Annotated in this window: 12 protein-coding genes and 2 tRNA genes; 6 read left to right on the forward strand and 8 right to left on the reverse strand. The window is 60.6% G+C overall.

The window, feature by feature from the left end:
- The coding region (locus CIT25_RS33970) for an elongation factor Tu (protein ID WP_095488821.1) at positions 1-801 on the reverse strand (801 nt) is incomplete at its 3' end.
- A gap of 271 nt (positions 802-1,072) precedes the next feature.
- Between CIT25_RS33970 and CIT25_RS33975 the strand changes: the two genes are divergently transcribed.
- From CIT25_RS33975 to CIT25_RS33985, 3 genes are all read left to right on the forward strand, one after another.
- Positions 1,073-2,281 carry a glycosyltransferase family 87 protein gene (locus tag CIT25_RS33975; RefSeq protein WP_095489446.1) on the forward strand — a complete coding sequence of 403 codons (1,209 nt, stop codon included), beginning with the start codon at positions 1,073-1,075 and terminating at the stop codon, positions 2,279-2,281.
- 68 nt (positions 2,282-2,349) lie between these two features.
- The gene (locus CIT25_RS33980) at positions 2,350-3,237 is read left to right on the forward strand and encodes a DMT family transporter (RefSeq protein WP_095489447.1); all 888 of its coding nucleotides are present in this window, start codon (positions 2,350-2,352) and stop codon (positions 3,235-3,237) included.
- Between the two features lie 23 nt (positions 3,238-3,260).
- Positions 3,261-3,716 carry a GFA family protein gene (locus tag CIT25_RS33985; RefSeq protein WP_095489448.1) on the forward strand — a complete coding sequence of 152 codons (456 nt, stop codon included), beginning with the start codon at positions 3,261-3,263 and terminating at the stop codon, positions 3,714-3,716.
- Between the two features lie 17 nt (positions 3,717-3,733).
- Here CIT25_RS33985 and CIT25_RS33990 read toward each other — a convergent pair whose 3' ends face one another.
- On the reverse strand, positions 3,734-4,549 hold the full coding sequence (locus CIT25_RS33990; protein WP_095489449.1) for a sulfotransferase family 2 domain-containing protein: 816 nt from the start codon (positions 4,547-4,549) through the stop codon (positions 3,734-3,736).
- A gap of 240 nt (positions 4,550-4,789) precedes the next feature.
- Here CIT25_RS33990 and CIT25_RS33995 point away from each other — a divergent pair, with 240 nt between their 5' ends.
- A complete protein-coding gene (locus CIT25_RS33995; protein ID WP_095489450.1) occupies positions 4,790-5,461 on the forward strand; it encodes a peptidoglycan recognition protein family protein in 672 nt (223 codons plus the stop codon).
- 158 nt (positions 5,462-5,619) lie between these two features.
- Here the strand turns inward: CIT25_RS33995 and CIT25_RS34000 are convergent, their stop codons facing one another.
- On the reverse strand, positions 5,620-5,877 hold the full coding sequence (locus CIT25_RS34000) for a GlsB/YeaQ/YmgE family stress response membrane protein (protein WP_095489451.1): 258 nt from the start codon (positions 5,875-5,877) through the stop codon (positions 5,620-5,622).
- Between the two features lie 158 nt (positions 5,878-6,035).
- Here CIT25_RS34000 and CIT25_RS34005 point away from each other — a divergent pair, with 158 nt between their 5' ends.
- A complete protein-coding gene (locus CIT25_RS34005; protein WP_095489452.1) occupies positions 6,036-6,503 on the forward strand; it encodes a YidB family protein in 468 nt (155 codons plus the stop codon).
- A gap of 157 nt (positions 6,504-6,660) precedes the next feature.
- Here the strand turns inward: CIT25_RS34005 and CIT25_RS34010 are convergent.
- Positions 6,661-6,734: transfer RNA gene (locus CIT25_RS34010), tRNA-Gly, on the reverse strand.
- 83 nt (positions 6,735-6,817) lie between these two features.
- A tRNA-Tyr gene (locus CIT25_RS34015) sits at positions 6,818-6,902 on the reverse strand.
- A 200-nt stretch (positions 6,903-7,102) separates the two neighbouring features.
- Here CIT25_RS34015 and CIT25_RS34020 point away from each other — a divergent pair.
- Positions 7,103-7,954: a TrmH family RNA methyltransferase gene (locus tag CIT25_RS34020; RefSeq protein WP_095489665.1), complete on the forward strand. Its 852-nt coding sequence runs from the start codon at positions 7,103-7,105 to the stop codon at positions 7,952-7,954.
- A gap of 63 nt (positions 7,955-8,017) precedes the next feature.
- Here the strand turns inward: CIT25_RS34020 and CIT25_RS34025 are convergent, their stop codons facing one another.
- From CIT25_RS34025 to gcl, 3 genes are all read right to left on the reverse strand, one after another.
- Positions 8,018-8,905, reverse strand: coding sequence for a 2-hydroxy-3-oxopropionate reductase (locus CIT25_RS34025; protein ID WP_095489453.1), 888 nt, complete (start codon positions 8,903-8,905; stop codon positions 8,018-8,020).
- Between the two features lie 239 nt (positions 8,906-9,144).
- A complete protein-coding gene (gene hyi, locus CIT25_RS34030) occupies positions 9,145-9,942 on the reverse strand; it encodes a hydroxypyruvate isomerase (RefSeq protein ID WP_095489454.1) in 798 nt (265 codons plus the stop codon).
- Positions 9,943-10,052: 110 nt separating this feature from the next.
- A complete protein-coding gene (gene gcl / locus CIT25_RS34035) occupies positions 10,053-11,834 on the reverse strand; it encodes a glyoxylate carboligase (protein ID WP_095489455.1) in 1,782 nt (593 codons plus the stop codon).
- Positions 11,835-12,010 lie beyond the last annotated feature (176 nt).

Below are 12,010 nucleotides of genomic sequence, written 5' to 3' on the forward strand. Positions count from 1 at the left end.
CTGGCCCTGGTCGAGCAGCTTGCGGAACATCTCGACGCCGGTGCAGGTCGTCTTGGTCGTCGGACGGATGCCGATGATCTCCAGCTCCTCGCCGACCTTGACCACGCCGCGCTCGACGCGACCGGTCACAACCGTGCCGCGGCCCGAGATCGAGAACACGTCCTCGATCGGCATCAGGAACGGCTTGTCCAGCGGACGAACCGGCGTCGGGATGTAGTCGTCGACCGCAGCCATCAATTCGCGGATCGCGTCCTCGCCGATCTTCTTGTCGGAATCTTCCAGAGCCGCAAGCGCCGAGCCCTTGACGATCGGAATGTCGTCGCCGGGGAACTCGTTCTTGGTCAACAGCTCACGCACCTCGAGCTCGACCAGCTCGAGCAGCTCGGCGTCGTCGACTTGGTCGACCTTGTTCAAAAACACCACGATCGACGGCACGCCGACCTGACGGGCCAGCAGGATGTGCTCGCGGGTCTGCGGCATCGGGCCGTCGGCGGCCGACACAACCAGGATCGCGCCGTCCATCTGCGCAGCGCCGGTGATCATGTTCTTCACATAGTCGGCGTGGCCGGGGCAGTCGACATGGGCGTAGTGGCGGGCAGCCGTCTCGTATTCGACATGAGCCGTCGAGATGGTGATGCCGCGCGCCTTCTCCTCAGGCGCCGCATCAATCTGGTCGTAGCGCTTGTATTCGCCAAAATACTTGGTGATCGCCGCCGTCAACGACGTCTTGCCATGATCGACGTGGCCAATCGTGCCAATGTTCACATGAGGCTTTGTACGCTCGAATTTACCTTTTGCCATAGTCTCTTTCCTTGGACGGCCTGGACCTTCAGTTCAGTCGAATGCGGGGCGATTAGCGACTACGGCCGAAAAACACAAGTGCCTTGTGGCCGAACGCATTTTCACTCGATCCCGAACCCATGATCCGATTTCAGGGATGTGACGCCGATATGGGAATGAGGCGACGCAAATGTAAGATGGACACCACCGCGGCCAGTCGCGACACAAACTCTTAATGAAAACGGGGGCAAGATAACGCCCGGGCACCTTGCGGCGCGGGCAAACGGGCACCATGCGGATAGCCGACTTCACGGCAGGAAAAAACCTGCAACGTCTTATCTATCTCGCCGTCTGCGGCTTGATCTTTGCCTATCTCTGCGTGCTTGTCATTGCGGTATTGATTGGCGATTGGCTATTCGACGCGAACGGACAGCCAATCGCCACCGATTTCCTGGCATTTTGGGGCGCTGGCAAGTTTGTTCTGCAAGGCCACGCAGCCGATGCCTATAACTTGGAAATGCACAAGAGCATCTCGTCCGCTGAAAGCGGCGCCGTTTTCAATGGCTATTATTCCTGGCAATATCCTCCAACTTTCCTGCTGGTGACCGCAGCATTGGCGCTGGTGTCTTATCCCGCCGCGTTGGTTTCATGGATGGCATTCGGGATAACGTTCTATGCCTTTGCCATACGGCTGATCGGGGAGACACGCCTTGCGGTTCTGGCAGCCATGGCCTGGCCTCCCGTGCTTTGGAACACAGCGGTCGGGCAAAACGGCTTCGTCACCGCTGCCCTGCTTGGCGCAGCTATCGCATCGATTGAAAAACGCCCGGCGCTCGCCGGCCTCTTCTTCGGTCTGCTTACCTACAAGCCGCAGTTCGGTCTGATCATACCCGTTGCCCTCATCGCTGGAGGCTATTGGCGGGTCATCGGATGGGCCACCATTTCCGCCACTGCAATGGCCGTGCTTTCCATCGCCGTTTTCGGCACGCAGATCTGGTCCGACTTCTTTGACACCGCCGCTAAGATAAACGGGATGATCCTCGTCGACGGCAGGGCCGATTTTTCAAAGCTTCAAAGCCTCTATGGCTTTGTCCGCGCGCTTGGCGGAAGCCTGACGACCGCATGGGTCGCGCAGGGTTTTCTCATCGCAGCCCTGGGCGCCGGCATCATCTGGATATGGCTTCAAAAAGGAGCTTTCCATGTCAAGGCAGCAGCTCTCGCGACGGCGACGATCCTCGGCTCGCCGTACGCGTTCATCTACGATTTCGTAGCCCTCGCCGTTCCGCTGGTGTTTCTGGGGAAAACAGGCTTTTCGGCGAAAGAGAGCGCCGTCGTGATCGCTGCAGGCATTCTGGTCGGCTGCGGTCCCTCGCAATACGCTCCCACCGCGTTCTTCTCGGCGCTGCTCGTGCTCAGCCTGGTGATCGGCCGTGCATTGCAGGTCTATGCCGTCCCGATACGTCCGGCGGTTTCGCGGGCCGGAATGGCCAGCGCGAACTGAAGCAAATCCTGCTCCCTTGCCCGTTGGCGCCCATTGCCGCCATCAACCAGGTCTGATTTCCTGATCCAATGCATTTCATTCCGATCGCCATCCGCGGCCCGCTGTTCATGATCCTCTCGACCGGGTCCTATGTCGTCAACGACACGATGATGAAGCTGGCGACGGTGGGGCTGCCACCCTATGAGGTGCTGTTTCTGCGCGGGACGGCGGCAACGCTGTGGGGCATCCCGTTGCTGTTTGCGCTGGGTTACGCCAAGCAGATCCCGCTGATCCTCGAAAGAAGAGTGTTACGGAGAAACCTGTTCGAGCTGGCGGCAATCCTTTGCTACGTGGTGGCGCTGGCCAACATGCAGATCGCCGATTCGACCGCCTTGGGGCAGATCACTCCCCTGCTCATGCTGATTGGCTCCTCTGTCCTGTTCCGCGAACGGATCGGAGGGCTGCGCATGGCGCTGATCGGGCTCGGCTTCATCGGTGCGGTGATGGTGGCGCAGCCGACCATGCAGGGTATCTCGGTCTACGCCTTGCTGGCGCTCGGCAACGCGGCATTCGCCGCCGCGCGCGATCTCGCCGGGCGGCGGGTCGCCGCCGATGTGCCTGGAATGATCGTCGCAATTTCTGCGGTGGTGGTGGTGCTGGTCGGCTCAGGCGTCGCGCATCTGATGTCCGAGCGTTGGGTGATGCCCGAGACGCATCATCTGCTGCTGATGGCCGGGGCCGGATTGTTCCTGATCTTCGGCCACTTCTTCATCTTCATGGCCTATCGCGTCGGGCCAACCGGCGTGGTGGCGCCGTTCTATTACTGCTTCACCGTCTGGGCAGTCATTTCGGGTCTGGTGGTGTTCCAGCAATTCCCGAACGCGCTGGCGATCAGCGGCATCCTTCTGGTGGTGGCCAGTGGGCTGACCATCGTATCGCTCGACGAGCGCAGGCGCCGGCTGACCGTGGTCGCCTAATTCAAGCAGTGGTCACCGCTAGAATGGAGAAGCCCGTGACAAGTCAGGAGAACGCCAGCAACCGCATGCTTGCCGGGAAGTGCCTGTGCGGCGCCGTGCAATACGCGGTGGCCGACGAGTTCATCTACGCCGCCAATTGCCACTGCTCGAACTGTCGGCGCACCACCGGTTCCGCCTTCAAGCCGTTTGCCGGCATCGAGCGTGAGAGGCTGAGCCTGACCAAAGGCGAGGACAATCTCCTGATCTTCGGCGAGGAGACCGTCCATGACACCCATTGCAAGACCTGCGGCTCATTGCTCTATTCGGTCGTCCGCGACGGCGCTTTCGTGCACGTCGCCATGGGAACCCTCGTCGACGAGCCGGCTATCCGCCCGACGCATCACATCTTTGTCGGCTCCAAGGCGAAGTGGTTCGCAATCACCGACGACCTGCCCAAATTTGAAGAGCATGTGGTGAACGCCGAAGGTGCTGACGGATAACCGGCACAGACCGGCAGCTAGAGAATTATCCTCGGCTCGATAAGCGAGCGCTTGGACATGAAGTGAAAGAGATTGCGCGGTGTTCGGGGATAGATGATCCGGCCATCGCGCAAGGCTCCCGGATCGCCGAAAACATGCAGCGTCGAGGGATCATCGGCATCGCCTTCAGGAATGCCTCCCCATTTTTGCGGATCGTAGTAATCGACGAGAAATCCATAGTCGTAGCGGCAAAACCGCATCGCCTTGGCCAACGCCGCCGGCGACAGGTCCGAAGGGCTGATTTTCCTGCCGCCGACCTGCAGCCGTGGCAGGTCGAATACCCGTCCGCTTACAGAGGATAGAAACGCCTCCACTCTGTCCATCTGCTCGAATTTGAAGACATGTTCGAAGAGGAACAGGCTGCAGCCGGTAAAATAGCGCGGCGACGCCACGTGGAACTGGATCTCCCAGGAGCAGGCGCAGTATTTCTCGATGTTGAAAATGAACGTATCGAAGTCCGGATCGACCGGAATGCCGAGCCTTTCAAGCTTCTCCCTGTCCACCTCCGGTCTGGTCAGAACCCGAGTGTCGGAGATCCTGCTGGAATAGGCGGAGAGAAGCCGCTCCAGGGGATCGCGGACGATCGTGAACCGGCCCTTGTGTCCGTCATATGTGGGAAAGAAAGGGTCGACGTAGTTTGTCGCCAAATGGCCGTGAACGTCATTGTCGGGGTCGAACCCGGAGAGCGAGCCTTCCTTTCCGTCGAGCGCCATAAGCGCATATTTGACGCTGCTGCTGCCGCTCTTCGGGATGGGATAATAGGTGATCGCGAGTTCTTTTATTTCAATCGCCATTGCCGACTGCGCCCGACATCGCCCATCCCGCCCAAATCCGTGCCGGAAATTCCCTATCAGAGTTGCCCGCTTGCCTCTAGCCAGGGACAAGCGGGCCGCAGCCCGGTATCCTGCCCCAGGCGACAAGTGCAAAAGCGCCGAACGTTAGAAACGCTCAACCAAATTATCGTTTCGTTTTCGCATTCTCTGTCAAAGAAACTATAGTGATCGCGTTTGCCAGATTTGTTGCGGGGATTTTCTGTGGCATTGCCGCCGGACTGGACGCCCAACGTTCCGATGAAGCGGGTCATTTGCCATTGGACGGCAGGCTCGCATTCGGCAGGCGAGACCGACAAGGACGTCTATCATATCCTGGTCGAGGGGAATGGCGGCCTCGTCAGGGGCCGGCCTTCCATCACGCTCAATTCCGGCAGGGTGAAATCGGGATACGCAGCTCACACCCTCAACTGCAACAGCGGCTCGATCGGGGTTTCTCTCTGCTGCATGGCCGGGGCGGAGGAAAGACCATTCAATGCCGGCCAATACCCGATGACGAGGACGCAGTGGGATGCGCTGATCGTTGTCGTCGCCGCGCTTTGCAAATACTATCGCATCAAGGTCACGCCCAAAACGGTTCTTTCGCACGCCGAGGTCGAGCGCAATCTCGGCATCGAGCAACGCGGAAAATGGGATGTTAGCCGCCTGCCCTTTGACCCGACGGTCGTCGGCGCGAGGGCCTGTGGCGACCGGCTGCGCCAGCAGGTCATGGCGGCGATGGGGTCGATGCCCGACCTGCCTGTCAGAAGCGGCCGTGACGCAGCTCTGGAAACTGCTTTCAGACGTCTGCTCGATGAATTGTGGCCAATCCTGGCCAGAGGGCTCGAAGCTGGCTTCAACACGCTGGTCCGAGAAATCCTCAAAAGGATCAGGTAGGACGTTTCAGCGCCCGCGCCGCACCGTCGCACGGGTAATTGGACGAGAAGTCGCGGCTTCCCAGAGCGGAAAGCCGCGATATCGGATGGACCGAAAGCGGCCGGCCAGAACACGTCAGGCGGCCCGCCGAGGCCGCCTTACCTGTTGGCCTTTAATCTCTAAAGAGCCCGGTTCCCGGTGAACTGGTGATAGGCCCACAGAACGACCACCGATCCCAGCACGGCGACGATCAGGCTGTAGATGTTGAGGCCGGTAACGCCTGACGCCCCAAAGGCGCTGAAGATCAGGCCGCCGACAACAGCGCCGACGATCCCGAGTATGATATCAAGAACAAGGCCCTGCCCGCTCTTGTTGACGATCTTGCTGCCTATAAAGCCGGCTATGACGCCAAGGATGATCCAGCTTAATATTGACATTTTCCTCTCCATTCCCCGCAGCCGATTACTTCCACATTATTAAGCAAAGCTCAAGCCAACTTGAAATTCATGATTACGGAAAGCTCAACCAGCTTGAAATTCGACCCGAATGGGTCATTGTGGAGATGGGACGGGCAACATTGACATGGAGATCCACAATGGGACTGTTTGACAATGCCGTTCCCGGCGGTAACGTCGCCAAGCCGCTGATGATCGCGCTCGGTGCGCTGCTGGTTGGAAAAATGCTGAGCGGTGGAAGTTCCGCCCAGACCGATCCGGCCCAAAGCACCGCCCCCGTGCCGCCTGATACAACCGCATCCGCCGACGGTGGCTTGCTCGGCGGACTGGGCGGCCTGCTCGATAAGCTGAAAGACGCCGGCCACGGCAATGCCGCCGATTCGTGGGTCGGCACCGGGCAGAACCAGCCCATCCAGGCCAACGATCTGGGCAATGCGTTGGGCCCGCAGGTCATTCGCGAGATCGCGCAAAGGACAGGGCTGAACGAGCAGGACTTGCTCAAGCAATTGTCCGCGGCTTTGCCGGGTCTCGTCGACCAGATGACGCCGAACGGGCAAGTGCCGCAGCAAAATCAACTCGCGTCGATATTGAACAGGTTCACCAGTTAGGCAGGCAGCTCACCGCGCATCCGTTGGACGCGCTACGAAGCTTCAACACGTCGAATTTTTGATTTGCGGATGATCCCGTTCGCAGGCGCGTTTCAACTTGCGCTGAGCATGGATTCGGGATGATGCGCGAAGCCCTACGGAGCAGCGAATGGAAATCTGGAGCGGGTAGCGGGAATCGAACCCGCGTATTCAGCTTGGAAGGCTGCTGCTCTACCACTGAGCTATACCCGCGCCTTTCAGTTAGGCATCGGCCGAAAACCGCTATGCACTTTTCGATCCGATGCTTCCGCGTTTCAGGGCTTCCGGGCCGGCAGTGGTGGAGAGGGTTGGATTTGAACCAACGTAGGCATAGCCAACGGATTTACAGTCCGTCCCCTTTAACCACTCGGGCACCTCTCCAGTCTGCCGCCGGAGCCATGCAACGAGGCATCGACGCGTCGCAACCGCCGTAGCAGCCCTTCGCGAAGCGCCTTATGGCGGCAGCGCCCAAAACTGTCAACCGCAACATCCCGGCAAAACGCGCTGAATTTGATGCCTCGCCCGACAAGCAGGTTCGGCGGCTGTATCCATACGCAAACGACACGGCTATAGAACCGGCCATGAGCAACGACAACAAGCCCAAGACCCCAAAAGACACCCACTACGCCAAGCTGCGCCGTGCGCATCGAGACGAGAAGAGCGGCGGCGCGCCGGCGTTCAGGCCGCGCCAGCCGGTGCCGCCGGGTGAGACCGCCGCGGACGGCCTGGTGAGGCTCTACGGCCTGCATACGGTGCGGGCAGCACTCGACAATCCGCGCCGGCGGATCAGGAAGATGCTGGTGACGCGCAATGCCGCCGAGCGGCTGGCGATCGCCGACCTCGCCGCCCTGCCCTTCAAGGCAGAGCTGGTCGAACCGAAGGATATCGACAAGGTCACCGGCTCCGATGCCGTCCATCAAGGTGTGCTGATCGAAGCCGAGCCGCTGAAGCCCAAGCGCCTCGATGCGCTCGGCGATACGACGCTGGTGCTGGTGCTCGACCAGGTCACCGACCCGCACAATGTCGGTGCGATCTTGCGCTCGGCAGTCGCCTTCGGCGCCGGCGCGCTGATCACCACGGCGCGCCACAGCCCGCATGAATCCGGCGTGCTGGCGAAATCGGCCTCCGGCGCACTGGAGCATATCGACCAGATCGAAGTGAAGAACCTCGCCGACGCGCTCGGCCAGTTGCACGAGGCCGGCTTCCAGACCATCGGCCTCGATTCGGACGGGCCGGCGGAACTCGAAAAGAGTTTTTCGGGAGAAAAGATCGCATTGGTGCTGGGCGCCGAAGGCAAGGGCCTGCGCCAGAAGACGCGCGAGACGGTGACGACGCTCGCCCGGCTCGACATGCCCGGCGCCATCCGCTCGCTCAACGTGTCGAATGCTGCGGCGGTGAGCCTTTATGCGGCGAGGAAGTTTTTAGGGCAGTAAGGGAATAGGGCAATAAGGCAGTATGTTTCGCTCAGAGTGGATCCACCCTACTGCCCTACTGCCCTACTGCCCTAACCCATGCCCCGCCATCCTCTCCAGCGCCCTGACCAGCGCCGAGTGATCCTCCTTGGCGCCGCCATTGGCCGCGCAGGAGTTGAACAATTGCTGTGTGGTAGAGGTGTTGGGTAGCGCGACGCCGAGCGCCTTCGCGCCTTCAAGAGCGAGATTAAGATCCTTCTGGTGCAGTTCGATGCGAAAGCCCGGCGCGAAGCTGCGCTTGATCATCCGCTCACCATGCACTTCGAGGATGCGCGAGGCGGCCAGTCCGCCCATTAGCGCCTGCCGGACCTTGGCCGGGTCGGCACCGGCTTTTGAAGCGAAAACAAGGGCTTCGGCGACCGCTTCAATGGTCAGCGCGACGACGATCTGGTTGGCGACCTTGGTGATCTGGCCAACGCCGTTCGGCCCGACCAGCGTGATGTTCTTGCCTATTTTCTCGAACACCGGCCTGGCGCGCTCGAAAGCCCTTTCCTCGCCGCCGACCATGATGGTCAGCGATGCGGCCTTGGCGCCGACCTCGCCGCCGGACACCGGCGCGTCGAGATAGTCGCAGCCAAGCGCATTGATTTTTCTGGCGAATTCCTTCGTTTCGATCGGCGAGATCGAGCTCATATCGATGACCAGCTTGCCGCCGGACAGACCCGAGGCGACGCCGTTGTTGCCGAACAGCACATCGGCCACCTCAGGCGTGTCGGGAACCATGGTGATGATGATGTCGGCCGTTTTCGCCACGACGTCATGGCCGGTGACGGTCTTCAAACCCTTGGCGACGAGATCGGCCGGCGGTTTCGAGCGGTGGTCGCTGGCGACGACGGTGTAGCCAGCGTCGAGCAGATGCCCCGCCATCGGCGCGCCCATGATGCCGAGGCCGATGAAACCGATGGTTTCCATTCATTTTCTCCGTCGTGTTTGCTTGTTAAGGCCGCGTTCCTTCGCGCCCCCCTCTGGCCTGCCGGCCATCTCCCCCACGGGTGGGGAGATTGGATGTCGCCGCCGCTTTCGCCAATTTTAGAGGTCGGGAAAGTTAAAAGCCGGCGCCGAAACTGCCGATCTCCCCACCCGTGGGGGAGATGGCCGGCAGGCCAGAGGGGGGCGCGAAGGGACTCGACTTCAATCGCGACTTCCTGCACCTACGCCGCCGCACTACCCTGCCCGGCCAAGTTCCGGAACCATCCGAGTCCGGCTTCCGTCCCCGCCTTCGGCTTGTACTCCGCGCCGATCCAGCCGGAATAACCAATGCGGTCGATGTGGTTGTACAGAAAGGGAAAATTGATCTCGCCCGTCCCCGGCTCATGACGGCCGGGATTGTCCGCAAGCTGGATATGCGCGATGCGGCCGAGGTTTGCCTCGATGGTGCGGGCGAGATCCCCCTCCATGATCTGCATGTGATAGATGTCGTATTGCAGGAACAGGTTCTTCGAGCCGACGCGGTCGATGAGCGCCAAGGCCTGATCCGAATAATTCAGGAAGAAGCCTGGAATATCGAGCGTGTTGATCGGCTCGATCAGAAGCCTGATGCCGGCCTGCTCCAGCTTCTCCGCTGCGAAAGCCAGGTTCTCGGCAAAGACATCTTCCAGCACGCTCCGTTCGACGCCCCGCGGCGCGATGCCGGCAAGGCAGTTGACCTGTTCGCAACCCAGCGCATGCGCGTAGGTGATCGCCTTGGCGACGCCTTGCCGGAACTCGGGAACGCGATCCGGCAACACGGCGATGCCGCGCTCGCCCTTGGCCCAATCGCCGGCCGGCAGGTTGAACAGCACCTGGGTCAGGCCGTTCTTCCTGAGCCTCGCGGCAACCACCTCCGGCGCATGGTCATAAGGACCGATATATTCGACGCCTTTGAAGCCGGCGCGGGCGGCGGCATCGAAGCGGTCGAGGAAATCGTGCTCGCCAAAGAGCATCGAGAGATTGGCTGAAAAACGCGGCATTCTTTTTTCTCCGGTTCCAGACCATGATCCCGAAAAGTGAAAACCGGTTTTCGGAAAGATCATGGTCAAACAAGAAGATAGAGCCCCATCCCAGCGGGATGGATCAGGCTCTAATCGAGCATCACGATCGCGGTCGGCGCGTCTTTGTGATGTTCGGCAAGCTCCTCGAACTCGGTGATCTTGTCGATTTCGGTGCCCATCGAAATGTTGGTGACGCGCTCGAGGATGAATTCGAGCACGACGGGAACCTGGTGCTCCTTCATCAGGCGCTGCGCCTGCTCGAAGGCGCCGGCGAATTCCTCAGGCCTGCGCACCCGGACCGCCTTGCAGCCCATGGCCTCGGCGACAGCGACATGATCGACGCCGTAGCCAGCCTCGGGATCGTCTTTGCGGTTGACGTTCTCGAAGGCGAGGCTGACCTCGAAATCCATCGAAAAGCCGCGCTGCGCCTGGCGGATCAGGCCGAGATAGGCATTGTTCACGACGACATGGATGTAAGGCAATTTGTGCTGCGCGCCGACCGCCAGTTCCTCGATCATGAACTGGAAATCATAGTCGCCGGACAGCGCCACGATGTTGCGCTGCGGATCGGCGGCGCGGACGCCAAGCGCTGCCGGCAGCGTCCAGCCAAGCGGGCCGGCCTGGCCGCAATTGATCCAGTTGCGCGGCTTGTAGACATGCAGGAACTGCGCGCCGGCGATCTGCGAAAGCCCGATCGTGGTGACGTAGGTGGTATCGCGGCCGAATGCCTTGTTCATCTCCTCATAGACGCGCTGCGGCTTCAGCGGCACCTGGTCGAAATGCGTCTTGCGCTTCATCGTCTTCTTGCGACCCTGGCATTCCCTGACCCAGCCCGACCAGTCGCGCAGTTTCTCCGCCGTCTTCCACTCGGTGGCGACGTCGAGCAGCATTTTGAGCGCCGCGCCCGCATCCGACACGACACCGAGATCCGGCGCGAAGACGCGGCCTATCTGAGTGGGCTCGATGTCGACATGGATGAATTTTTTGCCTCTGGTATAGACGTCGACAGAGCCGGTGTGGCGGTTGGCCCAGCGGTTGCCGATGCCGAAGACGAAGTCGGCCTCGAGCATCGTCGCGTTGCCGTATCGATGCGACGTCTGCAGCCCGCACATGCCGGCCATCAGCCGGTGGTCGTCGGGGATCGCGCCCCAGCCCATCAGCGTCGGGATAACAGGCACGTCGGTAACTTCGGCGAATTCGATCAGCAGGTCCGAGGCATCGGCATTGATGATGCCGCCGCCGGCGACGATCAGCGGTCTTTCGGCCGCGTTTAGCATCGCCAACGCCTTCTCCGCCTGGCTGCGCGACATCGCCGGCTTGAACGGCACCAGCGGCTCATAGGCATCGATGTCGAACTCGATCTCGGCCAGTTGCACATCGACCGGCAGATCAACGAGAACCGGCCCCGGCCGCGACGAGCGCATCAGGTGGAACGCCTTCTGCAGCGTCATCGGCACGAGATAAGGTTCCATGACGGTGACCGCCCATTTGGCGACGGGCGCAGCGATGGCGGCGATGTCGACGGCCTGAAAATCCTCCTTGTTGAGACGCGCCCGCGGCGCCTGGCCGGTGATGCACAGGATGGGAATCGAATCGGCCGCCGCAGAATAGAGCCCGGTGATCATGTCGGTGCCGGCCGGGCCGGAGGTGCCGATGCACAGCCCGATATTGCCTGATCCGGCGCGGGTATAGCCTTCGGCCATGTGCGATGCCGCCTCGACATGGCGCGCCAGGATATGGCGGATCGTGCCCCTCGCCTTCAGCGCCGAATAGAACGGGTTTATGGCAGCGCCCGGCACGCCGAAGGCGCAGGAAATGCCTTCCTTTTCCAAAACGAGAACCGCTGCGTCGACCGCGCGCATCCTGGCCATGTCAGCCTCCACGGAATTTGTTGATGGCCGAGAATGCCAGTGCGCCGACTATTTTTCAATTTTTTCAGAATATTTTTTCATTTCTAAGAAACGACCATTATTCGCTGATTTAATTAGCTTTTCCGTTTTTCATAATATTGTCATTGCCGAGCAGTGAAAAAGTTTTTCATTGCACA

It is taken from the genome of Mesorhizobium mediterraneum (assembly GCF_002284565.1).
GTDB classification, from domain to species: domain Bacteria; phylum Pseudomonadota; class Alphaproteobacteria; order Rhizobiales; family Rhizobiaceae; genus Mesorhizobium; species Mesorhizobium mediterraneum.

Coding starts and splice junctions, on each gene's coding strand:
- CIT25_RS33975 (WP_095489446.1), top strand. CDS start 1,073: ATGCGGATAGCCGACTTCACGGCAGGAAAAAACCTGCAACGTCTTATC.
- CIT25_RS33980 (WP_095489447.1), top strand. CDS start 2,350: ATGCATTTCATTCCGATCGCCATCCGCGGCCCGCTGTTCATGATCCTC.
- CIT25_RS33985 (WP_095489448.1), top strand. CDS start 3,261: ATGGAGAAGCCCGTGACAAGTCAGGAGAACGCCAGCAACCGCATGCTT.
- CIT25_RS33990 (WP_095489449.1), bottom strand. CDS start 4,549: ATGGCGATTGAAATAAAAGAACTCGCGATCACCTATTATCCCATCCCG.
- CIT25_RS34000 (WP_095489451.1), bottom strand. CDS start 5,877: ATGTCAATATTAAGCTGGATCATCCTTGGCGTCATAGCCGGCTTTATA.
- CIT25_RS34005 (WP_095489452.1), top strand. CDS start 6,036: ATGGGACTGTTTGACAATGCCGTTCCCGGCGGTAACGTCGCCAAGCCG.
- CIT25_RS34020 (WP_095489665.1), top strand. CDS start 7,103: ATGAGCAACGACAACAAGCCCAAGACCCCAAAAGACACCCACTACGCC.
- CIT25_RS34025 (WP_095489453.1), bottom strand. CDS start 8,905: ATGGAAACCATCGGTTTCATCGGCCTCGGCATCATGGGCGCGCCGATG.
- hyi (WP_095489454.1), bottom strand. CDS start 9,942: ATGCCGCGTTTTTCAGCCAATCTCTCGATGCTCTTTGGCGAGCACGAT.
- gcl (WP_095489455.1), bottom strand. CDS start 11,834: ATGGCCAGGATGCGCGCGGTCGACGCAGCGGTTCTCGTTTTGGAAAAG.